We start from the raw sequence: 23,487 nt of genomic DNA on the forward strand, positions 1-23,487 counted from the left end.
CGTGACATTCGCCGGCGTTTTCGCGGGCCATAGCCGCAGGCCGCGCGCGCGATGGAAATCGCTGTGAAGGCGCGCGGTCAGACGCCGTCGCGAGGCATGCGGATGAACCTATCTGGCGGCGCATGTTCCAATTGCGGGCGGCGCGCGCGGCAGGCAGGCGCGGAAAGTGCCTGGAATCAGGCCTTTCCCTTGCAATCGCGCGCGCCCGAAGAAAACCAGAACATGGAAGTGAAGCAGCTATATGTTGATGAAGAAGTTGGCGGCGAGCCTGCTCGTTGCGACCGCTTGTATATCCAGCGCAATGGCGCAATCGATGCCCGCGCCAGCGCTGTCGGCCAAGGCGTGGCTGCTGCTGGATGAAACCAGCGGCCAGGTCATTGCGTCGCACGCGGCCACGACGCGCATCGAGCCGGCGTCCCTGACCAAGATCATGACGGCCTATGTGGTGTTCGAGGCGTTGACCAAGAAAGAGCTCACCGCGAACCAGCTCGTCACGATCTCGACGCGGGCCTGGAAGGTGCCGGCGGGAAGCTCGAAGATGTTCCTGGAGCCAAACACCAAGGTGTCGGTGGACGACCTGCTGCGCGGGTTGATGATCCAATCGGGCAATGACGCGGCCGTCGCGCTGGCCGAGGCCGTGTCGGGCAGCGTCGAAGCCTTTGTCGAACGCATGAACGACACCGCCGCGCGTCTGGGCTTGCACGCTACGCGTTTCGCCAGTCCGCACGGGCTGCCGGATCCGAATACGTATTCCACCGCGAGCGACCTGTCGATCCTGGCCACCCGCTTCATCCGCGATTTTCCTCAGCTCTACAAGACCTACGATTCGGCCAAACAGTTCACCTTCAACAAGATCACGCAGCCCAACCGCAACCGGCTGCTGTGGCTGGATCCCAGCGTTGATGGGTTGAAGACCGGACATACGGCATCGGCCGGCTATTGCATCATTGCCTCGGCGCGCCGGCCCAATGGCAGCGATCAGCGGCGGCTGATCACGGTGGTGGTCGGCACCGCGTCCGACAAGCTGCGCACGCAGGAAAGCCGCGAGTTGCTGGAATGGGGCTTCCAGGGGTTCAATACCATCAAGCTCTACGCGAGCGGGCAAACCGTCGCGACGCCGGAGGTCTGGAAGGGCGAGGCGGACAGCATGAAGGTCGGCTTCTCGCGGGACGCGTACGTCACCGTGCCCGCCGGCGCGAAGGTCGAATCGGTCTGGGCGCCGCAGGCGCCGCTGGTTGCGCCGATCGCCGCGCAATCGACGGTGGGCGAACTGCGGGTGACGGTGGACGGCAAGCCCGCCATGCACTTCCCGGTTGTCGCGCTGGAGCCGGTGGCCGAGGCGGGCATTGCCGGCCGCGCGTGGGACTCCATCCGTTTGTGGTGGCGCGGCACGCAGGGATAACGCAACACGATTTCGGAGGTAGGCGATGGCAGTGAGCTTTCCAGGCGGACCGGCCGCGGCGCCGGGCCCTGACGATCCGCTGGCACTGCTGTCGGCGTGCCACGGACGCATCGCGCGCCAATGCGCCACGCTGGCGCGGCTGGCGGCGCACCTGCCCGCGCATGGCAGCGACGCTGCGGCGCAAACTGCCGCCACCAGTGTGCGCCGGTATTTCGACACGGCCGCCGCCCATCACCACGAAGACGAAGAAGAGGACCTGTTTCCCGCCCTGATCGATTCCATGGCGGGGTCCGACGCGGTGTGCCTGCACGCGCTGGTTGACGGTCTGATGGCTGATCATCGGCATTTGGCCGGACTGTGGGAACCCCTGCGCGAGACGCTGTCCGAGATCGCGGCGGGTCGGCCGGCGCAATTGCCGGCGCAGCAGGTCCAGGCCTTCACCGACGCCTACAACGCGCACATCCGGCGCGAAGAGGACGAGCTGCTGCCGATGGCGGCGCGGCTGATACCTGACGATGCGCTGGCCGCGATCGGCCAGGCCATGAAGGCGCGCCGTGGCGGTGAAGCGGGCTAATCCGCTGATTGCCGCGTTGCGTGGTCAAGGTCGAGCGTTTACCCTAGCCGGACCGGCGTGAACGCCGATGCCCAGGGAACAAGACAGGATGATGCAGGGGGGAATGAACGTCGCGCGCCGGCTTTTCGGCTCGTGGGTGGACGACGTCAACCGGTTGACGCTGCGCGCCGATCTGGCGGCGGGCCTGTTGGGGGCGTTGCTGGTGCTGCCGCAGGGCGTTGCGTTTGCCACGCTGGCGGGCCTGCCGCCGGAGTACGGCCTGTATTCGGCCATCGTGCCCTGTATCGTGGCGGCGTTGTTCGGCTCCAGCCGCCATGTGATGTCGGGCCCGACCAACGCGAATTCGCTGGCGCTGTTTGCCGTGCTGGCGCCGCTGGCGGCTGCGGGCAGCCCCGCCTACATCCAGCTTGCGCTTGCCGTGACCGTGCTGGTCGGCGTCATGCAGTGGCTGGTGGGTGTCTTGCGGCTGGGATCGCTGGCGCACTTCATATCACCGTCGGCGTTGTTCGGCTTTACCAGCGGCGCGGCCGTGCTGATCGCGGTGCATGCTTTGAAGGACGCGCTGGGCCTGCCGTCGCCAGAAGCGCACGGCGCGGGGGCGGTGCTGGAAAGCGTCGCCACGCATCTCGGGCAGGTGCATCCGGGTGCTTTGCTGGTGACGCTGGTCACCCTGGTCACGGCGTTGCTGGCACGCGGGCTGGACAAGCGCAAACCTTACATGCTGCTGGGCTTGGCCGCGGGGACGTTTGCGGCATGGGTTTTCAATACGTGGGTCCTGGCCCCCGGGGATGCGCCGGTTCCCGTGCTGGGCGCGATCGCGCAACCGTGGCCGCCGTTTCATGTGCCCAGCGTCGACTGGCGCGCGCTTCCCGATCTGCTGAGCCTGGCGTTCGCGCTGACCATCGTGGCGCTGGCGCAGTCCATTTCCATCGCCAAGGCGGTGGCGACGCGTTCCGGGCAGCGCATCGACGCGAACCGCGAGTTTGTGGGGCAGGGTCTGTCCAACGTCGTCGGCGGGTTCTTTTCCTGTTATCTGTCCTGCGGATCGCTCAATCGCTCCATTCCCAACTTCGAGGCCGGCGCGAAGACGCCGCTGGCATCGGTGTTTTCGGCACTGCTGCTGATGCTGCTGGTGGCGGTGTCCGCGCCGTTGCTGGCGTTGATTCCGCATGCCGCGATCTCGGGGTTGCTGTTGCTCGTGGCCTGGACCCTGCTGGACGTGCCGCGCTGGCGGCACCTGCTGCGCACGCAGCCTGGCGAATGCGCCATCGCCGGCACCACGCTGGCCGCCACGATCGCCATCCGCATGGAAGTCGCGATCCTGCTGGGCACGGTGCTGTCGCTCATGGTGTATCTGCACCGCACGTCGCGGCCGGCGATGCGCACAATGGGATTTGATTCACGCGGGCTGGATCGCCGCTTCGTCGTGCTGGAGCATCAGCCGGACGCGTTGCCGGAATGTCCCCAACTGAAGCTGCTGCGCATGGAAGGGTCGGTCTATTTCGGCGCGGCGGCGCACGTGGCGCAGCGGCTGCATGACCTGCGCTCGGCGCCCGGCGCGCCGCGCCATCTGCTGGTCATGGCCAAGAGCATGAATTTCATCGACCTGGCCGGCGCGCAGGTCTGGGACGACGAACTGGCGGCCCGGCGCGCGATGGGCGGCGACCTTTATTTCCACCGGCCTCGGCCAGAGGTCATGGACATGTGGCGCCGCACAGGATTTCTGGAGCGGCTGGGCGCCGATCACATCTTTCCGGACAAGGCGACGGCATTGCATGCGATCTACGCGAAGCTGGACCGGAACATTTGCGCGGGATGCACGGCCCGGATCTTCTGGGAATGCCAGCCGGACAGCCCGCAGCGAGATGGGTGATGCGATGATTGCGGCGGGCTTGTTGACGCAGGCGCCGTCGCGGCCCTGACGGTCCGCGGCCCGCGTTGACGTCAGGCGCCTTGCGGCGCCTCGGTGCCCAGATAAGCGGCCTTGACCCGCTCGTCAGCCGCGATGGCGGCGGGAGCGCCTTCGGCCAGCAGGCCGCCGCGCACCAGCACCGCGATGCGATCTGCGTGCTTGAACACGACGTCCAGGCTGTGTTCCGTGAACAGTACGGCAATGCGTTGCGTGTCCGCCAGCTGGCGGGTCAGGCGCATCAGCGCGTGGCGTTCGTTGGTGGCCATGCCGGCCGTGGGCTCGTCCATCAGCAACAGACGCGGCTGGTGCGCCAACGCCATCGCAAGCTCCACCCGTTTGACGTCGCCATAGGCCAGCGTGCCGCAGGCCTCGTCAGCCTTGTCCGCCATCTGCACTTGCGACAGCAGGGTCCTGGCTTCATCAGCGGCATGGCGATCGGCGCGCCGCCAAGGGTTGAAGAGCAGCCGGTCGCGGGACAGCAGGGCTGTCTGCACGTTTTCAAGCACGGTCATGGACCGGAACGTGGCCGCGGTCTGGAAGCTGCGGCCCACGCCCAGCCGGCAGATCTTGCCGGCCGACAGGCCAACAAGCTCCTGCCCGTCCAGCCGAACCGAACCCGAATCCGGGCGCAACTGCCCGCCCAGCACGTTGAAGCATGTCGACTTGCCCGCGCCGTTCGGGCCGATCAAGGCCAGCATGTGTCCGGCTTGCAGGTCGAACGACACGTCGGCCAGCGCGTCGATGCCGCCGAAGGATTTGCGCAGGTTGCGCACCTGCAGCAGGGGAACTGCCGTTGTCATGCGGACCTCCTGCGCAGGCGGGCTGCCGCGCCGGCCAGGCCTTCGGGGAAGGCCATGACCAGCGCCAGGATGGCCAGGCCCAGCACTGCGTGCCAGTATTCGGTGCTGCGCGCCGCAGCATCCTGCAGCCAGGTGTAGGAGGCCGCGCCAACGAGGGGACCGGCCAGCGTCTGGATGCCGCCCAGCAGCACCATGACCAGCCCGTCCACCGAGCGGCTTACCGCCAGCACGTCGGGCGCGATGCTGCCCTTGGAAAATGCATAGAGCGATCCGGCCAGGCCCGCCGCGAACGAGGCGGCCACAAATCCGGCCCACTGGATGCGGCGCGTGTCCATGCCCAGCGCTTCGGCGCGCAAGGACGAATCGCGCACGCCGCGCAGCGCAAAGCCCAGTGGGGAAAACGCCAGCCGCCGCAGCCACCAGACCCCGGCCGCGCACAGCACCAGCGACAGGTAATAGAACCACGGTCCTTGCGAGAGCCATGCCGAGGGCCACAAGCCGGTCAGCCCGTTGCTGCCGCCGGTCACGTCATCCCATTGGTAGGTGAGCGCCCACAGGATCTGCGCGACGGCCAGCGTCAGCATGGCCAGGTACACGCCGGACAGGCGCACGCAGAACCAGCCGAACACCAGCGCGCCAAGGGCCGCGGCGAAAGGGCCAAGCAGCAGCGCCGCCTCCATGGGGATGGCGGCCAGTTTCAGCAGCAACGCGGCGCCGTAGGCGCCCAGCCCGAACCACGCGGCGTGGCCGAACGAGGTCATGCCCGCCAGTCCGGTCAGAAAGTGCAGGCTGGCGGCAAACAGCGCGACGATCAGGATCTCGGTCATCAGGATGCTGAGATAGGGCCAGTACAGCGTGGCGACGGGCACCAGCGCCAACAGGACCAGCAGCACGGCGTAGGCCAGACGCAGCCGTGGCCCGGCGGGGGCGATGGGGCGTTCGGGCGGACCGGCGTGCGAGGCCGGCGCGGGCGGCTTGCCCATCAGGCCCCACGGCCGCACGACCAGCACCACGGCCATTACCGCGAATTCAGCCAGCAGCGTGAGCTTGGACAGGTTGAATACCCAGGGGCCGATGGCGACCTGGCCCAGGAACACGAACAGCGCCTTGACCGAACAGATCAGGACGGCCGCCAGGAACGCGCCCGGTATCGATCCGAGCCCGCCCACGACCACCACCACGAAGGCGCTGGCGATGATCTCCAGGTCCAGGCCCAGCGTGGCGGGCACGCGCGGCGCGGCCAGCGCGCCGCCCAGGCCGGCAAGGAAGGCGCCCAGCGTGAAGGCCGACGTGAACAGCCAGGCCTGGTTCACGCCAAGGGCCGCGAGCATCGTGCGGTTTTCAGCGGCGGCGCGCAGCAACCGGCCCCAGCGCGTGCGCATGAGCAGCAGCCACAGCAGGCCCAGCACGATGGGACCGGCGGCGATCAGCAGCAGGTCGTATTCGGGGTAGCGCCGGCCCAGGATTTGCACGGCGCCCGACAGGCCTGGCGCGCGGGCGGAGAAGAGGTCTTCGGGACCCCAGACCGCCAGGGCCACGTCGCCGATGATGAGGACCAGCGCGAAAGTGGCCAGCAACTGGAAGAGTTCGGGGGCGCGGTACAGGCGCTTGAGCACCAGCAATTCGGCCGCGGCGCCGATCAGGCCGGTGGCCAGCGCCGCCAGCAGCAGCCCGAACCAGTAGCCCGCGCCGCCGCCGAAGTGGCTGGTGAAGGTCCAGGCCAGATACACGCCCAGCATGTAGAACGAGCCGTGCGCGAAGTTGACCACGCGCGTCACGCCAAAGATCAGCGACAGCCCGGCGGCGACCAGAAACAGCGCGCTGGCGTCGGCGAGGCCATTGAGTAGCTGCAGCAGCAGCCCGGATACATTCATCAGCGGGCAGGCGCCGGCCGCATCTTGCGCACCTGCTCGTCAGGCGGTTGCAGGCGGGCGCCGTCGATGTAGGCGAAATCCTTCATGATGCCCTTGCCGTCTTCGACCGCCGTCACGCCCACATAGACGCCCATCGTCGATTGATGGTCGATCTTGCGGTACTGGATGGGACCATAGGGCGTGTCCACCTTCAGGCCGGCAAAGGCGTCGACGAGCTTTTCCGTGTCGACGGAACCGGCGGCCTTCAGGCCCTGCGCAATGGACATCAGCGACGCATAGCCGACGACGGAACCGACCTTGGGCGTCTCGTTGAAGCGCTTTTTGTAGGCTTCGACGAAGGTCTTGTTGGCCGGGGTGTCGATGGCGTACCAGGGGTAGCCGGTGACGATCCAGCCGGTAGGCGTGTCGGCGCCCAGCGGTTCCAGGTACTCGGGTTCGCCGGACAAGAGCGACACGACGGGCATGTTTTCAAACAGGCCGCGCGTGTTGCCTTCGCGCACGAAGCGGGTCAGATCGGCGGCGAACAGCACGTTGAAGATGGCGTCGGGCTTGGCGTCGGCCAATGCCTGCACGACCGCGCCGGCATCCACCTTGCCCAGCGGCACGGCCTGTTCGGCGACGAATTCGACGTCGGACTGGAACGACTGCATCATGGCCTTGAACGTGGCCACGGCGGATTGGCCGTATTCGTAATTGGGATAGACGATGGCCCAGCGCTTCTTGCGCAGGGCGAGCGCCTTGGGGGCCAGCGCCGCCACGTGCATCCAGGTGGAGGGACGCAGGCGGTAGGTATAGCGGTTGCCTTCCTGCCAGGTGATCTTGTCGGTCAACGGCTCGGCGGCCAGGAAGAAAACCTCTTGCTGCTTGGCGAAGTCGGTCAGGGCGAGACCCGTGTTGGAAAGAAAGCCGCCGAACAGCAACTCGACTTTTTCGCGCGCCAGCAGTTCCTGTGCGGCGCGGACCGAGTCGCCGGGGTTGCCGTTATCGTCGCGCGAGATGACCTCGAGCTTTCTGCCCAGCACGCCGCCCGCGGCGTTGACTTCTTCAAGCGCCAACTGCCAACCCTTCTTGTACGGGCCCAGAAAGGCGGGAATGGCCTTGTAGCTGTTGATCTCGCCGATGCGGATCGGCGGTTCCTTGTCTTTCGCGGCGGCGGGGGCGGCAGGCGCCAGCGCCAGGGCGATGAGAGCGGGCGCAACGGCGCGGCGCAGCAGGGTGAGGCAGGGACGGATCATGGCGGGTTATCGCAGCGTTGAATGAATCGGGCCCCTGCGCGCGCCTGGGGCGCCGCGGGTGCGGCCTAATTGAAACATGGCCTTCAGCGCGGCGGCAAATGGCGGTGGAAAACGAATGGCACGAAAATAACGGCAATAAAAAAGGCCCTGCATGACAGGGCCTTTTTTGCGGGATACCGGCTGAATTACTTCAGCTTGGTTTCCTTGTAGTCGACGTGCTTGCGAGCGACCGGATCAAATTTCTTGATCAGCATCTTCTCGGGCATGTTGCGCTTGTTCTTGGTGGTCGTGTAGAAATGACCCGTGCCGGCGGTCGACTCGAGTTTGATCTTTTCGCGGATACCTTTGGCCATGTCGTGCTCCTAGTATGTAGATTGGCGGGGCGGCCGATTAGGCCAGTTCGCCGCGGGCACGCATGTCGGCCAGCACGGCTTCGATGCCGTTCTTGTCGATCGTGCGGATGGCCTTGGCCGAAACACGCAGGCGAACCCAGCGGTTTTCGCTTTCAACCCAGAACCGGCGCGATTGCAGGTTGGGCAGGAAGCGGCGCTTGGTCTTGTTGTTCGCGTGCGAAACATTGTTGCCCACCATCGGGCCTTTGCCGGTCACTTGGCATACGCGTGCCATGGATGCACCTCTTTAGTGTCGTTCTTGCCGCGCATCGCTTCGGGGGGTAGACGGGGGTTTAGCCGCCGGGCTGTGTGGGCTGCGCTGTGCGCTGCCTTGGCCGGCCACCCAGTCTTAGTGGATGAGGGGGAAAGTGATTTCACCCCAGTGCTTATACCCGCTGCCTGCCACCCGCTTGAATTCACGCTTGAATTCACAACACGCGGTTGGGGGTCAGAGTGCTGAACTACAAAGCATAGTAGTCCGGCACGGGAAACTTCATGTGAAGACCGCGATTCTAATACGGAATTCTTAAATAAATCAAGCCAAAGGACTAAGTCGTGTGCGAACGCGCCACACGGCCGGCTGTCCAGGACAGGCAGGCGCACGCCGCCAGGGTGGTCGTCAGGGGCAGGGCGGTGTCGGCCTGCCAGGCGCTGACGGCAAAACCCGCCAGGGCGCCGCAGGACAATTGAAGCGTCCCCAATAGCGCCGACGCAGCGCCCAGGCGCTTGCCTTGGTCGGACAGCGCGAGCGCCGCCGAGTTGGGGTTCACGAAGCCCTGGCTGCCCATGTAGGCGATCAGGCACAGCATCAGCAACGGCAGCGTCATCAGGCCGGCCAGCGTCAGGGCGACGGCGGCGAGGCTGGCGCAGGCCAGCGTGACCAGCGCACGGCGCTGCAGTTGTCGCGGCGTGTGGGTGCGCAGCAGGCGGGCGCTGATCTGCGAGCAGATGATGAGCGACAGCGCATTGGTGCCGAACAGCAGGCCGTAGTACTGCGGCGGCACGCCGTAGAGTTCGATGAAGACGCGCGGCGAACCGATGATGTAGGCGAACATGCCCGCCTGCCCGAACCCGCCCGCCAGGCTGTGCGCCATGAAGCCGCGGTGCGCGAAGAGGCCGCGGTAGTTCTGCAGGATGGTGCTCCAGCGCAGCGGCACCACGCGGTCCGGCGTGAGCGATTCCTTCATGATCATGATGACCGCGGCCATCAGCATCGCACCGCCCGCCAGCATCACCCAGAACAGGCTGCGCCACGAGGTGATGGCCAGCAGCTGGCCGCCGATCAGCGGCGCGAGGATGGGCGCGAGGCCCATGATGAGCATCAGCAGCGACATCGCGCGCGCGGCTTCATGGGTTTCGTAATGGTCGCGGATGACCGCGCGCGGGATCACGATGCCGGCCGCGCCGCCCATGGCCTGCACGACGCGCCAGCCGGTCAGGGCTTCGACCGAACCCGACAGCGCGCACCCCAGCGAGGCGATCATGAACAGCGTCAGGCCCACCAGCAGCGGCGGCTTGCGGCCGTAGCGGTCCGCCATCGGGCCGTAGAACACCTGCGCCAGCGCCAGGCCGATCAGGTACGCCGCCAGCGTGCGTTCGACATCGCCGCGGGCCACGCCAAGGTTCGCCGCGATCGTGGGGAACGCGGGCAGATACATGTCGATGGCGAACGGGCCGATGGCCGTCAGCGCGCCCATGAGAATGAGCCAACCGGGCAGGCTGCTGCGGGATGTTTGCATTGGGGGCATGTAGATCGCGGTAAAACGCAGGGACAGGGCGCGTGGCAGTGCAGAGGCTGTATTGGCCGCGCCAAGCCGGGGACTTTATCATGGGCGGGCTTACAGGAAGATTGCGGGCATTTTCCGTTAGCGTCCCTGGTGTCCCTATGCATCCGGAGGATAAGCCGTGAATCCTTTGCTATCTGTCGTGGAGCGCAAACTTCAGGCCTTGCCTGTTTCCGTTCAGCTTGTGCTGCCCGATGGCGCCGTGCTCGGCCCATCCGACCCGCGCGTGCGGTTCGTGACGCATGACAAGACCGCGTTGGCGCATCTGGCCGAAGGGGCCGTTGGCGTGCTGGGCCAGGACTATGTCGAAGGCCGCATCGATATCGAGGGCAGCATGCGCGATGTGATGGCGGCGGCCGCGGCGCTGCTGCCCGGCTCTCCGATGGACGCGGCGCGCGGCGGCTGGCTGACTGACCTGGTGCGCAAGGTGATGTCGGTGTGGCGCCATTCCATCGAGCGCGACGCCCGGCAGATCGAATTTCACTACGACCTGTCCGACGACTTCTACGCGCTGTGGCTGGATCCGCGCCGCGTGTATTCCTGCGCGTACTTCCGCGAACCGGGCATGACGCTCGCGCAGGCGCAGGAAGCCAAACTGGATCTCATCTGCCGCAAGCTGCGCCTGGCGTCGGGCGAGCGCTTCCTGGATGTGGGGGCGGGGTGGGGCGGGCTGTTGCTGTGGGCGGCCGAACACTATGGCGTGGACGCCACCGGCATCACGCTGTCGCGCAACCAGCATGCGCACGTCAGCCGGCTGATTCAGGAAAAAGGCCTGTCAGACCGCGTGCGCATCGAACTGCTGGACTACCGCAAGCTGGACGCGTCACAACCCTACGACAAGATTGCGTCGGTGGGCATGTTCGAGCACGTAGGCCGCGCGCAACTGGAATGCTACTTCGCCACGCTGCGCCGCCTGCTCAAGCCGGGCGGGCTCATCATGAACCACGGCATCACCGCCGCCGGCGTGGATAACGCGGAACTCGGCAACGGCATGGGCGAGTTCATCGAGAAGTACATCTTCCCGGGCGGCGAGCTGACGCACGTCAGCGTCGTGATGCAGACATTGGCCAACGGCGGCCTGGAAGACCTGGACGTGGAGAACCTGCGTCCGCACTATGCGCGCACGCTGTGGGCGTGGAGCGATCGGCTGGAAGCGCGGTTGCCGGACGCGGCGCGCATTCTGGGCGCGGACCAGGGCGAGCGCTCGCTGCGCGCCTACCGGCTGTATCTGGCCGGTTGCGCGATGGCCTTCGAGCATGGGTGGATCGCGCTGCATCAGATTCTTGCGCAGCATCCCGCGACGGGGCGCGCGGATGAACTGGATCTTCCCGCCGATCTGTCGTATCCGTGGCGGCGGGACTATATGTACGGAGACCCGCCCGGGCAGTGATGGCCGGACAAAGCGCATCAACCCGGTGATTTGCAAATCGCCGATCCGTCGTTCGTGACGGCGGACTGGCGGCATACCATCGAACTTGCCCGCCCCGATATGCATGTGAAATAGCTTGGGGGCATGCTACGGAGCGAAGGCTGCGCCGACAAAGAATATCTGGACATATGCTTGTTTCCTTCGGCTGCGCTGGCGCGTTCGGCGTGGGCATTGAGGCTGCGCTGAGCGGCCTGCCATCGGCGCTATTTGGATAGCAGAAATAGTTCGTTCCTCCGCCGCGCGCGCGTTGCTAGGATCGCCGGCCAACCTACGTTGCCACCCTGCGTTGCCACCCTACATCGCGAATGGCGCGGTGTGGCGAACCCACCGGCCCAAGGAGCCCGCGACCTCATGTCCATCAATCCCTTTCCCCTGCGGCGCTTTGCAGCGACCTCGGCGCTGGCCTTCGCAACGCTAGTCGCGGCCGCTGCACCGGCGCATGCCGAAGGCACATTGCGCGTGGCGCAGCAGTTCGGCATCGCGTATTTGATCCTTGATGTGGTCAAAGACCAGAAGCTGATCGAGAAGCACGGCAAGCAGGCCGGCGTGGATATCAAGGTGGAATGGGCGCAGATTTCCGGTGCGTCGGCCATGAACGAGGCGCTGCTGGCGGGCGCGCTGGACATGGTGTCGGCCGGCGTGCCGCCTGCGCTGGTGCTGTGGGATCGCACGCGCGGCAAGCAGAACGTGAAGCTGGTGGCGGCGCTGGGGTCGTTGCCCAACTATTTGCTGAGCAACAATCCGGCAGTGAAGACGCTGGATGACTTTGGCGCCAAGGATCGCATCGCGGTGCCGGCCGCGGGCGTCGGATTCCAGTCGCGCACCCTGCAGATCGAAGCGGCCAAGCGTTATGGCAAGGACAACTTCAAGCGCTTCGACGATATTTCCATCAGCCTGCCGCATCCGGATGCGACCACCGCGCTGATCTCCGGCGGCCTGGAAGTGAACGCGCATTTTTCCAGCGCGCCGTTCTACTACCAGGCGCTGGAGCGCAATCCGGCGGTGCACAAGGTGATCAGTTCGTACGACATCCTGGGCGGACCCGCGACGTTCAACGTGCTGTACACCACCCAGAAATTCCACGACGCCAATCCCAAGACCTATCAGGCGTTCTACGCTGCGCTGGCGGAGGCTGCGGCGTGGATTCCCGGCCACAAGGACGAGGCCGCCGCGATCTTCATTCGCCAGCAGAATTCCAAGCTCCCGGTCGATTTTGTGAAGAAGATCCTGGACGATCCCGAAAACCAGTTCACTATCACGCCGCAGCAGACCAAGGTGTATGCCGACAAGCTGCGCGAGATCGGCGTGCTGCACGGGCAGGCCGACAGCTGGAAGGATTACTTCTTCGCGCCGGCCCACGCCACCGCGGGTAGCTGAGGGTCGGTGGGTTCCTCGATCAACCTCTGCGCCCGTGGGCGCAGGTGCGGGTGATTCGATGCTCCGTCAGAACTCGGCTCCGGCGCAAAGCGGCGCTGGAATACGGCCAGGCCGAAGTGGGCGCGGCGAATTGCCCCGGTGTCTGACACCCCGGTGAGACAGTCTTCAGGTTTAGGCTCTGCCGCAAGGGTGTCTGACACCTCGCCCGAACTGCGGCAGAAAAGCCGGGCCGCTTGCCGGGAAATGCGCGTCCAAACGCCCCCGCCAACTCGCCGTTTCCCGTTCCTGACGCCCGTTTTGGAACGCCCTGTATGTGTTTATCCGAACATATTGTTAACTAAATGTATCGATCATCCAGGGACGAATTTTCCCTGGGGGAAACGGCCATCTACCCAAGTGCATACCGGGTTTTCCCTGACGTTTTTCGTGGCGAATGTATCTGTTTCATTCACCCTCGGGGTTGGTCGGCATGTCAATTTCGTTTAAGATGCCGCCTTCTTCGTTCAGTTTGTTCTCTTTCTCTGAGTTCTCAAAAACCCGTTTTTGAAGCTCCCTGTCTTGCAAGACGCCGCGTCCCTCGCGGGCCGTCTTGTTGCTAGTGTCGGTTTGTATTGGCGGTTCTGCCCGTCTTCCGCACAACCCCCTTAGCTCCACGGTGCCTCCCGGGCCTGTTCCCGGCGTGCGTGCCTGAACCTATGGAGGCAAAAGCCAATGCGTTTTACCCCTGTCAAGACCCTGGCCGCCGCGGCCGTTCTGTTTGCGTTTGCCGGTTCGGCCCAAGCCGCCGACGCGCCGCAATGCGAAATCAAGCGGCCGGTCACCTTCGGCGCCATGAACTGGGAATCCAATCTGGTCCTGGTTGACGTCGAACGTTTCATCATGGAAAAGGGCTACGGTTGCAAGACCGAAACCCTGCCGACCGAAACGCTGCCCGCCCTGGCTGCCCTCGAGCGCGGCGATCTGGACATCAATACCGAAATCTGGCTGAACAGCGTGGCCGACCCCTGGGCCCGCGCCGAGAAGACCGGCAAGGTCAAGCGCATCGGTGACCTGTACATGGGCGCCGAAGGCTGGTACATCCCCAAGTACACGGCCGAGCGCCTGCCGGAACTGAAGTCCGCCGCCGACCTGCCCAAGTTCAAGGACCAGTTCAAGGATCCGGAAGAGCCTGGCAAGGGCCGTTTCTACGGCTGCCCGGCAGGCTGGGGTTGCGAAGTCACCAGCAACAACCTGTTCCATGCCCTGAAGCTTGACGACTCCTACACGCTGTATTCGCCCGGCACGGGCGCGGCGCAGAAAGCGGCCCTGATGTCGGCCTACAAGCGCAAGCAGAACGTTGTCTTCTACTACTGGTCCCCCACGCCGCTGGTCGGCGCCATGGATCTGGTCAAGCTGGACCTGCCGCCCTACGACGCCGAAAAGCACAAGTGCCTGACGTCGCCCAAGTGCGCCAAGCCGGAGCCCAGCGCCTATCCCGACAATCCCGTCTTCACGGCGGTGAACACCAAGTTCTCCGAAGATGCGCCCAAGCTGACCGAATTCCTGTCCAAGGTTTCGGTGCCGCTGCCGGTCATCAACGAAACCCTGGCCCACATGGAAGAGTCCGGCGATGAATCCACCGCCGTGGCCAAGTGGTTCCTGAAGAACAAACCCGACGTCTGGACCAAGTGGGTCCCCGCCGACGTCGCCGGGCGCGTCCAAAGCGCGCTGTAAAGCACTGTGATCCTGGCTGCGCGCCGCGGTGGCGCGTACCGGCCCCTTGAGGGACCGGACCTCTTTGCCGGGATGGCCGCCGGCCGGGCGCAAGCGTCCGGCCCGGCAAGCGTGCTTGTGCCGCCACCTGCGGTGGCAGTGATACCGGTGCAGGGCACCGATGCGGATGTGATCTGCGCGATCCATCATCCGTCCAGGTGCCAGGCACCCGTCTCAGTCTCGTTGTTTTCCGCTGCGCCGGCGCGCCCGGTGGCGACACGGGCGGCGAGCGCGCCAGAATGGAGTCAAAACGATGTTTCCTGAAATTATTCCCGCCCGTCAGGTACGGGGGGCGATCGACGGCTTTGTCGATCATCTGGTCACCAACTATGCCGACACGCTGGAGACGTTGTCCCAGCCCGTGCTGCATGCGTTGGTGTGGTTGGAGCAACTCTTGCGCAGCTCGCCCTGGTGGGCGGTTGTCGCGGTCACCATTGCGATCGCCTATGGCGTGAGCCGCCGCGTCGGGCTGAGCCTGGCGATGGGCGCGCTGCTGTGCGTGATCGGCGTGCTGGGCCTGTGGGACGCCGGCATGCAGACGCTGGCGCTGATGATCATGGCTGCCGGCCTGTCGGTGCTGATCGGCATCCCGCTGGGCGTGCTGATGGCGCGTGTGAACTGGCTGCGTTCGGGCATGCTGCCCGTGCTGGACGTGATGCAGACGATGCCCAGCTTCGTGTACCTGATTCCCGTCGTCATGCTGTTCGGCCTGGGCAAGATTCCCGCCATTATCGCGACCGTCATCTATGCCGTTCCGCCGCTCATTCGTCTGACCGACCTGGGCATCCGCCTGGTCGACCGCGAAGTGCTGGAAGCGTCGCGCGCCTTTGGCGCCAATCCGCGTCAGCAGCTGTTCGGCGTGCAATTGCCCCTGGCGCTGCCCAACATCATGGCCGGCATCAACCAGACCACGATGATGGCGCTGTCGATGGTCGTCATTGCGTCGATGATCGGCGCGCGCGGTCTGGGTTATGAAGTGCTGCTGGGCATCAACCGCCTGGAAGTGGGCCGGGGCCTGTTGGCAGGCCTGGGTATCGTGGTGCTGGCCGTGCTGTTCGACCGGATCACGCAATCGTATGGACAGCGCATGCGCATGGGAGGCCAGCGATGAGCAAGATCGAAGTCAAGAACATCTACAAGATCTTCGGAGCGCATCCGAAGAAGTGGCTGGAAGCCGCGCAGGGCGGCATGAGCAAGGAAGAGCTGCTGGCCAAAAGCGGCCACACGCTGGGTCTGCGCGACATCAGCCTGTCCATCGAAGAAGGCAGCATCTACGTCATCATGGGCCTGTCCGGTTCGGGCAAGTCGACGCTGATCCGTCACTTCAACCGCCTGATCGAGCCCAGCGCGGGCCACATCCTGGTCGATGGCGTGGACGTGGTCAGCCTGAACAAGCGCGATCTGGAAGTCTTCCGCCAAAAGAAGATGAGCATGGTCTTCCAGCGCTTTGGCCTGTTTCCGCACCGCACGGTGCTGGACAACGCCGCGTACGGCCTGACCGTGCAAGGCGTGGGCAAGGCCGAGCGTGAGCAGCGCGCCCGCGAATGGCTGGAACAGGTGGGCCTGTCGGGCTTCGAGAACCAGTACCCGCATCAGCTTTCCGGCGGCATGCAGCAGCGTGTCGGCCTGGCGCGCGCGCTGGCTACCGACGCCGAAATCCTGCTGATGGACGAAGCGTTCTCCGCGCTGGACCCGCTGATCCGCCGCGAAATGCAGGATCAGCTGCTGCAACTGCAGGCCAAGCTCAACAAGACCATTGTCTTCATCACGCACGATCTGGACGAAGCGCTGCGCCTGGGCAACCGCATTGCCATCCTGAAGGACGGCGAACTGGTGCAGGAAGGCACGCCGGAAGACATTTTGCTGAACCCGGCCAACGATTACGTGCAGTCGTTCCTGCAGGACGTGAACCGCACCAAGGTGCTCAACGCCACGCACGCCGTGAATCCGGCGCGCCTGACGCTGACCATGCGCTCGCGCCCCGCGCATGCGGTGGACCGCATGAGCGCGCTGAACTACGAGTACGCGCCGGTGCTGGACGGCAAGCGCCTCGCCGGCGTGTTGACCGCCGAGGCGGCCGCGAAGGCGATGCAGGAAGGCGCACGCGATGTGTCCCGCTTTGTCGAGGACCTGGCGTCGGTGCCTGCCACCGCGGGCCTGGGCGAAGTGCTGGCGCAACTGGTGCACAGCGACCAGCCGGTCGCCGTGACGGGCGAGGACGACGAGTTCCTGGGCATGCTGTCCCGCAAAAAGGTCGTGGAACTGGTCACGCCGGCCCTGACCGAGACGCCGGTGTCGGCTGAAACCCTGACGGAAACCCCGGCTACGGCGGATGCAGACGCGTCGAACGCCCAACCGGAACTGGAACGCGAAGGCAAGGCCGCCGCCTGATTCCGGCGTTCCCCGCATGACCCCTTGCGCCCGCGTGCAGTTGCTTGCACGCGGGCGCAGTCACGATATGATGGCTTGCCGGTCGGCTTGACCGGTTTTCCTTTTATCGGAACATCGGAATCGTCATGCCCCTCTTGAACGTCCAGATCATGCAAGGCCACACGGCCGCCCAGAAAGCCGACCTGCTCAAAGCCGCGTCCAACGCGGTGGTCGAAAGCATCGCGGCGCCGCTGTCCAGCGTGCGCGCCGTGCTGCACGAAGTCCCGGCCGAACACGTGATCGTCGCGGGGGAAATCGGCAAGCGCATGGCGCGCGTGGACGTGGATCTGATCGAAGGCCGCGACGAAGCCAAGAAGGCCGCCCTGATCGCGGCGCTGAACCAGGCCGTGTGCGCCAGTCTCGACATCTCTGGCGAAGACGTCCGCGTGATCCTGCGCGACGTGCCCAAGACCGACATGGGCGTGGCAAATGGCCTGAGCGCCAAGGCCGCGGGACGTTAAGTCGCCCGGCTTACCAAAGCAGTATTGAAAACGCCCGCTTCACGCGGGCGTTTGTCTTGGCGAGTGACGCGTAGGCGCAATTGCGTTCAATCCAGCTTCACGTTCGCCGCCTTCACCACCTCGCCCCATCGCGCGATCTCGCTCTTGATGTAGGCGGCATACTCCTGCGGCGTCGACCCCAGCGCCTGCGCGCCTTGCACCTTCAGCTGCTTCTGCATCTCCGGGGATTTCAGGGCGCGCAGGATCTCGGCATTGAGCTTGTCGATCACAGGCGCGGGCGTGCCGGCCGGCACCACCACGCCTTGCCAAGCCCCCATCCCAAAACCCGGCGCCACGGTTTCCGCCACCGTCGGCACGTTGGGCAGTTGGTCGCTGCGCGTCTCGCTGGTCACCGCCAGCGCACGCAGCTTGCCTTCGCGGATGAAGCCCAGCGAATCGTTCAGCGTATTGGTCATCACCTGGACCTGTCCGCCGACGAGATCCGTCATGGCCGGGGCGCTGCCGCGATAGGGCACGTGGACCGCATCGATATCCAGCGACCGCAAAAGCAGGAGCGCGCCCAGATGCGTGACGTTGCCGGCGCCGGCAGAGCCGTACGACAGCTTGCCGGGATGCTTGCGGGCATAGTCCACGAAGGCCGGCGCCGTGTCGGCGGGCACCGACGGATGCACAAGCAGGACGAGCGGAATGACGGCCGTGGTGGACACCGGCGCAAAGTCCTTGACCGGGTCGAAGGCCAGCGAGCGATACAGGTTGGGGCTGAGCGCGATGGACGAGGTGTTGTACAGCACCGTGTAGCCGTCGGGCTTGGCCGCGGCTGCGTACTGCATGCCGATGTTGCCGTTGGCGCCGCCCTTGTTTTCGACGACGACGGTCTGGCCCAGCTGGTCCGTCAACTGCTTGGCCAGCACGCGCGCCACCAGGTCGGTCGGACCGCCGGGCGGGAAGGGCACCACCATCGTGATCGGGCGGTCGGGCCACGCGGCCTGGGCGCTGGCGGCGCCACCTAGCGCCAGAATGGCCAGCGTGGTCGCCAGCAGTGCTTGTTTCATGGGTTGTCTCCTTGGGCTGTTATGGGTACTGCGGATGGGCGGCGGCGTCCTCTGCGGGATGCCTGCCGCTGATAGCGGTCAGCCTGGTCAGCGCGGCCTGCCGGCCAGCATGCGCACTGCCGTGTAGGCCATCACCGGCTTGCCGTGCTGGTTGCGCACGTCGATGGCGGACGTGACGACCGCGCGGTTGTGCTGCGAGGTCGGGCGCACGCCGGTGACTTCGATCTCGGCCCAGATGGTGTCGCCGGCCACCACCGGCGCAATCATCTTCTTGTGAACCTCCAGCAGCGCCAGACCCGTTCCCTGCACCATGCCCTGCATGATCAGGCCTTCGATCAGGCCATAGGTCAGCGCGCCCGGCGCGGGGCGGCCCTGGATGGCGCCGTGGGTGTAGGTGGCGTCGATGAAGATGGTCTCCAGCATGCCGGTGACGCTGATGAAGTTGACGATGTCGGTCTCGGTCACCGTGCGGCGAAATGTCTGGAAGCGCTGGCCGACCGTCAGGTCCTGCCAGTAAAAACCTTGGCCGAGTTGGATGGCGGGCGAGGTGTCGCGGTCTTGGGTCATGCGGGGTCCTTGGCGTTTTCAGAAAGGAGGGTGTTGGCTTGGCAGGCGGCGCCGGTGTCCAGCAGCGCGTCGACGGCTGCCGGCGAGAGGCCCGCTTCGGCCAGCACGTTGCGCGTGTGCTCGCCCAGGCGCGGCGGCATGGCAGGCGGCACGTGGGAATGCTGCAAACGCACGGGGTTACGCGGAAAGCGGTAGTGACTGCCGGACGCGCTTTCCAGCGGCACGAAGAAGTCCACGCTGGCCAGATGTGGGTCGGTCTCCAGATCTTCCAGCCGGTTCACGGGTGCGGCCGGGATCTGCAGCCGCTCGCACAGCACCAGCCAGTACGCCGTGTCATGGGCCGCGACGAGGCCGGCCTGCAATTCGTACAGGGTCTCGATGTGCCGCGTGCGCGCCGAGATGTCGGTAAAGCGCGGATCCTGCGCCAGATCGGGGCGGCCGGCCGCGTTGAAGAAGTCGCGCCAATGCGCGTCGGTGTAGGGCATCAGGCAGACGTGTCCGTCTGCGGTCTGGCAGGGCCGGCGCCAGGGGGTGAGCACGCGCGGATAACCGGCGTCGCCGGGCTCGTCCGCCAGATGCCGGCCGTAGTAGTGCTCGACCAGCGCAAAGGACGCCATGCTTTCGAACATGGGCACTTCCAGCTGCTGTCCCTGTCCGGTACGCGTGCGCTGGAACAGCGCCGCCAGAATGGCGTGCGCGGCGACCAGGCCGCACGTCTTGTCGGCGGCGACGGTGGGCAGGTAGCGCGGCGCGCCGGTCTGGCGGCCGACAAGATCCGCGAACCCCGACAGGCCCTGGATGATGTCGTCGTAGGCTGGGCGGCCGTCGTACGCGCCGCCTTCACCGAAGCCATACAGGCCGGCATAGACCAGCCGCGGGTTGCGCGCGCACAGCGTGGCGGGGTCCAGCCCCAACGCCGCCATCTTGGCCGGCCGCATGCTGTGCATCAGCACGTCGGTCTGGTCCACCAGCGTCAGCAGCGCCTCGCGCGCGGCGGGCTGCTTCAGGTCCAGCACGATGCTGCGCTTGTTGCGGTTCAGACCCAGAAAGATCGCGGACAGGCCGGGTTCCTGCGCGGGGCCGGTTTGCCGGGTGGAGTCGCCGCCGGGCGCTTCGACCTTGATGACGTCCGCGCCGTAGTCGGCCAGGATCTGCGAGGCATAGGGGCCGAATACGACGGAAGTCAGGTCCAGGACGCGGATGCCGTCCAGCGCCGGGCCATTTGAGAGGGGAGTTGTCGTCATGGCGGAAATCCTATCGGCGCCGCACATACGCGTCTAATATGGCTTCGGTATTGCTTGATACGGAATCTGTTATGGCTATAGATTTGCGCCAGCTTCGGCAATTCGTCACGATCGCCGAGCTGGGGAGTTACCGCCGCGCCGCCGATGCGCTGCACATCGCCCAACCTGCGCTGTCGGTGTCGATCCAGAAGCTGGAGCACGCGGTGGGCGTGCCGCTGCTGGTGCGGGGCGCCAAGGGCGTCACCACGACACCGGCGGGCGACGCCCTGATGGCCGATGCGCGCCGCGCGCTGTTCCATACCGATCAGGCGCGCCAGGCGGCACGCCGGGTGGCGTTGGGGGAATGGGGGACGCTGCGCCTGGGCTTTGTGGGCTCGGCCACGTACATGCTGCTGCCGCGCTGCCTGCCGGCCTTCCGCGCGCAGTACCCGGATGTGCAACTGGACCTGCGCGAAGACAGCACGGTCGGATTGGTGGCGATGCTGCGCGCCAACGAGATCGACGCGGGTTTGGTGCGCGGTCCGTTGGCCGAAGACAGCGAGCTGGATTCATGGGTGGTCGAGCGCGACGACCTGATGCTGGCCGTGCCGGCCCGCCATCCCCTGGCCGACGCGGGCCCGATCGCACTCGAACGCATGCGGTCCGAAAACTTCGTGCTGTATTCGCCAGCCAAGGTGCCGGGGTTGAACGGCGTGACGCTGGCGCTGTGTCACAAGGCGGGGTTTTCGCCTCGCATCAGCCAGGAAGCCATTCAGGTGCAGACGCTCGTCAGCCTGGTCGCCAGCGGCCTGGGCGTGGCGCTGGTGCCCGGCGTGACCCGCGCGTATTCGACGCCGCACGTGGCGTTTGTGCCGCTGACCGACCTGGATGCGCAGGGCGCGCTGTCGCTGTCGCTGGTGACGCATCGCGACACCTCGTGCGCATCCGTGCTGCGCCTGCGCGACAGCATGCTGACGCCGGCGCTTGTGCCTGCCTGACCCGCGCTACACCGCGCTACACCGCATAAACCACCCGGTGTGCCTCCGTGGGCAGCGGCAGGTCCCAGCGGTGCAGCATGCCGGTCAGCGTCTTGTTGGACAGCGACGTATCGCGCCGCGCATTGCGGCGCAGCAGCTCGGCACGCGGCTTTTCCAGATACACCAGCTCCACGTCCGCGTGATAGGCAAAGAGCAGATCCAGTGTCTTCTTGCGCATCAGCTCGCTGAGGTTGGTGGCGTTCCACACAAACGGCGCGCAGGCGCGCAGCAGTGCCTTTGCACGGTCAATGGCCAGGTGCGCGACCATGCCCTCGTTCTTGCCATGGCGCAGGCCCAGTTCCTCGCGCGCGTCGTCGAACGACACCACCGGCAGATCCGGATGATGCGCCGCCACCCACGTGTTCTTGCCGGACGCCGGCAACCCCGACATGACGATGACCCGCGAGCCCGGCTCCTGGAACAACGCATAGTCGGGATGCACGTCGGCGCCGCGGAAATAGCTGACGGCGGTGTGCGCGTCGGCAAAGGCTCGGGGCTGGCCGAAGCATTGCTCGTCGCGCGCCAGCTCGCAGAAGAGGGCGATGTTGTCCAGCACGCGGGCGGAGTCAGCGCATATCCGGCCGCGCATGTCGGCTTCGGCCAGCATGGCGAGCAATGGAAGGGACACGTGCCAGGACAACTCGCGCACGATGAACTCCGGCGAGCGGCCGCGGCGCGAGCCTTCCAGCGCGAAGAACGGCACCTGATGCGTGGCGATCAGCCGGCATATCGCTTCGCGCACCGCGAACGGCACGCCCGCGTCCCACAATGCGATGCGCGCGTCGATGGCGCCCTTGCGCGAATGGCCAGGCTGGCCGATGGCGCCGGTTACCGGGTCGATCACCGTGGTGCTGTGCTTGGCCACGTCGTGCAGCAGCGCGGCCAGGAACACGATCTCCTGCTCGGCGCGGGTCGCGGCCTGGTACTGCGGCAGCGCGAGCAGCGCGTCCACCACCATCTGCGTATGCGTCCATACATCGCCCTCGCCGTGATAGCGGGGGTCCTGCGGCGTGGTCTTGGCCAGCTCCAGCGCGGGGAAGGCGGCCAGGCAGGCCGCATAGTCCGCGCCGCGCCCCGGCTTGGGCACGAGGGCCCGGATGTGTTCGTGATTCATGATGTCTCTCCCGTGCGCGCGTCGCGCAACGTGTCCCAGCCGACTGCAAGGCGCGGTGCGTACAGGTCGACGCCGTCGGCGAGCTGGTTGGAGATGAACGGCTGCTCCGAATGGTGCATGTCCGAATCCAGAATGGCCTGTACGAAGTCGCGGCGCACCCACTTGTAGCGGGCGATGGTCTTGCCGTCCGCTTCGGCCTTGATATACAGGCCTTCCGACAGATCCGACTTGTCGCACTGCTTCCACGCGCGAGCCAGGTCCAGGCCTTCGCGCAGCACGGTGGCCTCGAAGGCATCGCGCCAGCCAGCCGTCTTGGCAAGCGACGGCTTGAGCATGGCCTTCAGTTCGGCCAGCCGCGCGGGCGCGGGGCCTTCGTAAAGCACGGGCACCGACAGCACCGGACCATCGGCCAGCAACGCGCGGCGCGCGCCGGTCGACAGGAACTCGCCGGTGCGCCGGTCCAGCACGTCGAATTCAAAGAAGTGATGCGGCAGGGCGTCGTAGAACACGGAGTGCTTCTTCGACAGCGTTTCGCCGTACATCACATAGCGATCTTCCAGCCGCTCCAGCAGCCAGTCCGCGTGCGCGGCGGCCCAGGCCTTGACGAAGCTGAACTGCCGCTCGCGGCCGCCGCCCACCAGGTAGTGGCCGCGGGATTGCAGCAGCAGTTCGCCGGACGGGCTGAAACTGATGCCGGTGTTGGCGCCGTCCAGCTTTTCTTCGACGACGAGCGTCTGGCCGGCCAGCGTGCGATAGGGCACGTGGTCATGGCCTTCGTCCCCGTCCTGCAGGCGCGAGCCTTCAAGGTGGGGCGTTCGGGGATATCGGAACAGGTCTAGCGATTGCGCGTAGGCGCAGAAATCCAGCGTCATGGGTCTTCTCCAGCAAATGGGAAAAGCCGACGACACAGTCTTTACGGGAGGGGAAGCGGGGATGGGAGGTGTTGCGCTTCCTGGATCCGCGCCTGCCGGGCGGGGGTGTGCTCATTACATGGCGTCGAGCAGCGAATGCGGGCAGGCTGACCGCGGTACCAGGACGGTACTCGTCGGCGTTCAGGCGAATTGACGAATGG

Annotated in this window: 22 protein-coding genes; 11 read left to right on the forward strand and 11 right to left on the reverse strand. The window is 65.9% G+C overall.

What is annotated here, in order from left to right:
- Nucleotides 1-51 precede the first annotated feature (51 nt).
- The 4 genes from AC6CIE_RS27025 to AC6CIE_RS27040 all read left to right on the forward strand — a co-directional run bounded on the left by AC6CIE_RS27025 (nt 52) and on the right by AC6CIE_RS27040 (nt 3,849).
- Complete coding sequence (locus AC6CIE_RS27025) at nt 52-360, forward strand: hypothetical protein (protein WP_498094923.1); 309 nt, start codon at nt 52-54, stop codon at nt 358-360.
- On the forward strand, nt 242-1,402 hold the full coding sequence (locus AC6CIE_RS27030; RefSeq protein ID WP_286898753.1) for a D-alanyl-D-alanine carboxypeptidase family protein: 1,161 nt from the start codon (nt 242-244) through the stop codon (nt 1,400-1,402). The genes AC6CIE_RS27025 and AC6CIE_RS27030 overlap by 119 nt, the downstream gene beginning before the upstream one ends.
- A gap of 25 nt (nt 1,403-1,427) precedes the next feature.
- A complete protein-coding gene (locus AC6CIE_RS27035) occupies nt 1,428-1,976 on the forward strand; it encodes a hemerythrin domain-containing protein (RefSeq protein ID WP_279975236.1) in 549 nt (182 codons plus the stop codon).
- A 103-nt stretch (nt 1,977-2,079) separates the two neighbouring features.
- Entirely contained in the window at nt 2,080-3,849 is a 1,770-nt protein-coding gene (locus AC6CIE_RS27040; RefSeq protein WP_498094823.1) for a SulP family inorganic anion transporter, read from the forward strand.
- Nucleotides 3,850-3,920: 71 nt separating this feature from the next.
- Here AC6CIE_RS27040 and AC6CIE_RS27045 read toward each other — a convergent pair whose 3' ends face one another.
- The 6 genes from AC6CIE_RS27045 to AC6CIE_RS27070 form a co-directional block, all read right to left on the reverse strand.
- The gene (locus tag AC6CIE_RS27045; protein ID WP_498094825.1) at nt 3,921-4,688 is read right to left on the reverse strand and encodes an ABC transporter ATP-binding protein; all 768 of its coding nucleotides are present in this window, start codon (nt 4,686-4,688) and stop codon (nt 3,921-3,923) included.
- Entirely contained in the window at nt 4,685-6,562 is a 1,878-nt protein-coding gene (locus tag AC6CIE_RS27050; protein ID WP_498094827.1) for an ABC transporter permease, read from the reverse strand. Before AC6CIE_RS27050 ends, AC6CIE_RS27045 begins: the two co-directional genes overlap by 4 nt.
- A complete protein-coding gene (locus AC6CIE_RS27055; protein ID WP_175139356.1) occupies nt 6,562-7,797 on the reverse strand; it encodes an ABC transporter substrate-binding protein in 1,236 nt (411 codons plus the stop codon). Before AC6CIE_RS27055 ends, AC6CIE_RS27050 begins: the two co-directional genes overlap by 1 nt.
- A gap of 185 nt (nt 7,798-7,982) precedes the next feature.
- On the reverse strand, nt 7,983-8,150 hold the full coding sequence (gene rpmG, locus AC6CIE_RS27060; protein WP_003810296.1) for a 50S ribosomal protein L33: 168 nt from the start codon (nt 8,148-8,150) through the stop codon (nt 7,983-7,985).
- Between the two features lie 37 nt (nt 8,151-8,187).
- Nucleotides 8,188-8,424: a 50S ribosomal protein L28 gene (gene rpmB / locus AC6CIE_RS27065; RefSeq protein WP_076515521.1), complete on the reverse strand. Its 237-nt coding sequence runs from the start codon at nt 8,422-8,424 to the stop codon at nt 8,188-8,190.
- Between the two features lie 313 nt (nt 8,425-8,737).
- On the reverse strand, nt 8,738-9,937 hold the full coding sequence (locus tag AC6CIE_RS27070; protein ID WP_175139355.1) for a Bcr/CflA family multidrug efflux MFS transporter: 1,200 nt from the start codon (nt 9,935-9,937) through the stop codon (nt 8,738-8,740).
- 157 nt (nt 9,938-10,094) lie between these two features.
- On the opposite strand from AC6CIE_RS27070, the gene AC6CIE_RS27075 reads away from it, so the two are divergent.
- The 6 genes from AC6CIE_RS27075 to AC6CIE_RS27100 all read left to right on the forward strand — a co-directional run bounded on the left by AC6CIE_RS27075 (nt 10,095) and on the right by AC6CIE_RS27100 (nt 17,422).
- Nucleotides 10,095-11,363 carry a class I SAM-dependent methyltransferase gene (locus AC6CIE_RS27075; protein ID WP_498094829.1) on the forward strand — a complete coding sequence of 423 codons (1,269 nt, stop codon included), beginning with the start codon at nt 10,095-10,097 and terminating at the stop codon, nt 11,361-11,363.
- Between the two features lie 390 nt (nt 11,364-11,753).
- Complete coding sequence (locus tag AC6CIE_RS27080) at nt 11,754-12,779, forward strand: ABC transporter substrate-binding protein (RefSeq protein WP_367352858.1); 1,026 nt, start codon at nt 11,754-11,756, stop codon at nt 12,777-12,779.
- A gap of 711 nt (nt 12,780-13,490) precedes the next feature.
- The gene (locus AC6CIE_RS27085; protein ID WP_175125229.1) at nt 13,491-14,492 is read left to right on the forward strand and encodes an ABC transporter substrate-binding protein; all 1,002 of its coding nucleotides are present in this window, start codon (nt 13,491-13,493) and stop codon (nt 14,490-14,492) included.
- Between the two features lie 292 nt (nt 14,493-14,784).
- The gene (locus tag AC6CIE_RS27090; protein ID WP_218344358.1) at nt 14,785-15,642 is read left to right on the forward strand and encodes an ABC transporter permease; all 858 of its coding nucleotides are present in this window, start codon (nt 14,785-14,787) and stop codon (nt 15,640-15,642) included.
- The gene (locus AC6CIE_RS27095) at nt 15,639-16,922 is read left to right on the forward strand and encodes a quaternary amine ABC transporter ATP-binding protein (protein ID WP_313065812.1); all 1,284 of its coding nucleotides are present in this window, start codon (nt 15,639-15,641) and stop codon (nt 16,920-16,922) included. The genes AC6CIE_RS27090 and AC6CIE_RS27095 overlap by 4 nt, the downstream gene beginning before the upstream one ends.
- Before the next feature lie 125 nt (nt 16,923-17,047).
- A complete protein-coding gene (locus AC6CIE_RS27100; RefSeq protein WP_175139351.1) occupies nt 17,048-17,422 on the forward strand; it encodes a tautomerase family protein in 375 nt (124 codons plus the stop codon).
- 86 nt (nt 17,423-17,508) lie between these two features.
- Here the strand turns inward: AC6CIE_RS27100 and AC6CIE_RS27105 are convergent, their stop codons facing one another.
- The 3 genes from AC6CIE_RS27105 to AC6CIE_RS27115 form a co-directional block, all read right to left on the reverse strand.
- On the reverse strand, nt 17,509-18,474 hold the full coding sequence (locus AC6CIE_RS27105; protein ID WP_452005303.1) for a Bug family tripartite tricarboxylate transporter substrate binding protein: 966 nt from the start codon (nt 18,472-18,474) through the stop codon (nt 17,509-17,511).
- An 87-nt stretch (nt 18,475-18,561) separates the two neighbouring features.
- Entirely contained in the window at nt 18,562-19,041 is a 480-nt protein-coding gene (locus AC6CIE_RS27110) for a MaoC family dehydratase (RefSeq protein ID WP_175125232.1), read from the reverse strand.
- Complete coding sequence (locus AC6CIE_RS27115; RefSeq protein ID WP_498094832.1) at nt 19,038-20,285, reverse strand: CaiB/BaiF CoA transferase family protein; 1,248 nt, start codon at nt 20,283-20,285, stop codon at nt 19,038-19,040. Before AC6CIE_RS27115 ends, AC6CIE_RS27110 begins: the two co-directional genes overlap by 4 nt.
- Nucleotides 20,286-20,356: 71 nt before the next feature.
- On the opposite strand from AC6CIE_RS27115, the gene AC6CIE_RS27120 reads away from it, so the two are divergent.
- Complete coding sequence (locus AC6CIE_RS27120; RefSeq protein ID WP_498094834.1) at nt 20,357-21,262, forward strand: LysR family transcriptional regulator; 906 nt, start codon at nt 20,357-20,359, stop codon at nt 21,260-21,262.
- Between the two features lie 16 nt (nt 21,263-21,278).
- Here AC6CIE_RS27120 and AC6CIE_RS27125 read toward each other — a convergent pair whose 3' ends face one another.
- Nucleotides 21,279-22,415 (reverse strand): AAA family ATPase, encoded by a 1,137-nt coding sequence (locus tag AC6CIE_RS27125; RefSeq protein WP_498094836.1) that lies wholly within the window; start codon nt 22,413-22,415, stop codon nt 21,279-21,281.
- A complete protein-coding gene (locus AC6CIE_RS27130) occupies nt 22,412-23,287 on the reverse strand; it encodes an RNA ligase family protein (protein WP_498094838.1) in 876 nt (291 codons plus the stop codon). The genes AC6CIE_RS27125 and AC6CIE_RS27130 overlap by 4 nt, the downstream gene beginning before the upstream one ends.
- Nucleotides 23,288-23,487 lie beyond the last annotated feature (200 nt).

The organism is Achromobacter sp. GQ309 (assembly GCF_059759315.1).

What these genes read in the sequence shown, in the direction of transcription:
- AC6CIE_RS27025 (WP_498094923.1), top strand. Translation starts at nt 52, where the DNA reads ATGGAAATCGCTGTGAAGGCGCGCGGTCAGACGCCGTCGCGAGGCATG.
- AC6CIE_RS27030 (WP_286898753.1), top strand. Translation starts at nt 242, where the DNA reads ATGTTGATGAAGAAGTTGGCGGCGAGCCTGCTCGTTGCGACCGCTTGT.
- AC6CIE_RS27035 (WP_279975236.1), top strand. Translation starts at nt 1,428, where the DNA reads ATGGCAGTGAGCTTTCCAGGCGGACCGGCCGCGGCGCCGGGCCCTGAC.
- AC6CIE_RS27040 (WP_498094823.1), top strand. Translation starts at nt 2,080, where the DNA reads ATGAACGTCGCGCGCCGGCTTTTCGGCTCGTGGGTGGACGACGTCAAC.
- AC6CIE_RS27045 (WP_498094825.1), bottom strand. Translation starts at nt 4,688, where the DNA reads ATGACAACGGCAGTTCCCCTGCTGCAGGTGCGCAACCTGCGCAAATCC.
- AC6CIE_RS27050 (WP_498094827.1), bottom strand. Translation starts at nt 6,562, where the DNA reads ATGAATGTATCCGGGCTGCTGCTGCAGCTACTCAATGGCCTCGCCGAC.
- AC6CIE_RS27055 (WP_175139356.1), bottom strand. Translation starts at nt 7,797, where the DNA reads ATGATCCGTCCCTGCCTCACCCTGCTGCGCCGCGCCGTTGCGCCCGCT.
- rpmG (WP_003810296.1), bottom strand. Translation starts at nt 8,150, where the DNA reads ATGGCCAAAGGTATCCGCGAAAAGATCAAACTCGAGTCGACCGCCGGC.
- rpmB (WP_076515521.1), bottom strand. Translation starts at nt 8,424, where the DNA reads ATGGCACGCGTATGCCAAGTGACCGGCAAAGGCCCGATGGTGGGCAAC.
- AC6CIE_RS27070 (WP_175139355.1), bottom strand. Translation starts at nt 9,937, where the DNA reads ATGCCCCCAATGCAAACATCCCGCAGCAGCCTGCCCGGTTGGCTCATT.
- AC6CIE_RS27080 (WP_367352858.1), top strand. Translation starts at nt 11,754, where the DNA reads ATGTCCATCAATCCCTTTCCCCTGCGGCGCTTTGCAGCGACCTCGGCG.
- AC6CIE_RS27085 (WP_175125229.1), top strand. Translation starts at nt 13,491, where the DNA reads ATGCGTTTTACCCCTGTCAAGACCCTGGCCGCCGCGGCCGTTCTGTTT.
- AC6CIE_RS27090 (WP_218344358.1), top strand. Translation starts at nt 14,785, where the DNA reads ATGTTTCCTGAAATTATTCCCGCCCGTCAGGTACGGGGGGCGATCGAC.
- AC6CIE_RS27095 (WP_313065812.1), top strand. Translation starts at nt 15,639, where the DNA reads ATGAGCAAGATCGAAGTCAAGAACATCTACAAGATCTTCGGAGCGCAT.
- AC6CIE_RS27100 (WP_175139351.1), top strand. Translation starts at nt 17,048, where the DNA reads ATGCCCCTCTTGAACGTCCAGATCATGCAAGGCCACACGGCCGCCCAG.
- AC6CIE_RS27105 (WP_452005303.1), bottom strand. Translation starts at nt 18,474, where the DNA reads ATGAAACAAGCACTGCTGGCGACCACGCTGGCCATTCTGGCGCTAGGT.
- AC6CIE_RS27110 (WP_175125232.1), bottom strand. Translation starts at nt 19,041, where the DNA reads ATGACCCAAGACCGCGACACCTCGCCCGCCATCCAACTCGGCCAAGGT.
- AC6CIE_RS27115 (WP_498094832.1), bottom strand. Translation starts at nt 20,285, where the DNA reads ATGACGACAACTCCCCTCTCAAATGGCCCGGCGCTGGACGGCATCCGC.
- AC6CIE_RS27120 (WP_498094834.1), top strand. Translation starts at nt 20,357, where the DNA reads ATGGCTATAGATTTGCGCCAGCTTCGGCAATTCGTCACGATCGCCGAG.
- AC6CIE_RS27125 (WP_498094836.1), bottom strand. Translation starts at nt 22,415, where the DNA reads ATGAATCACGAACACATCCGGGCCCTCGTGCCCAAGCCGGGGCGCGGC.
- AC6CIE_RS27130 (WP_498094838.1), bottom strand. Translation starts at nt 23,287, where the DNA reads ATGACGCTGGATTTCTGCGCCTACGCGCAATCGCTAGACCTGTTCCGA.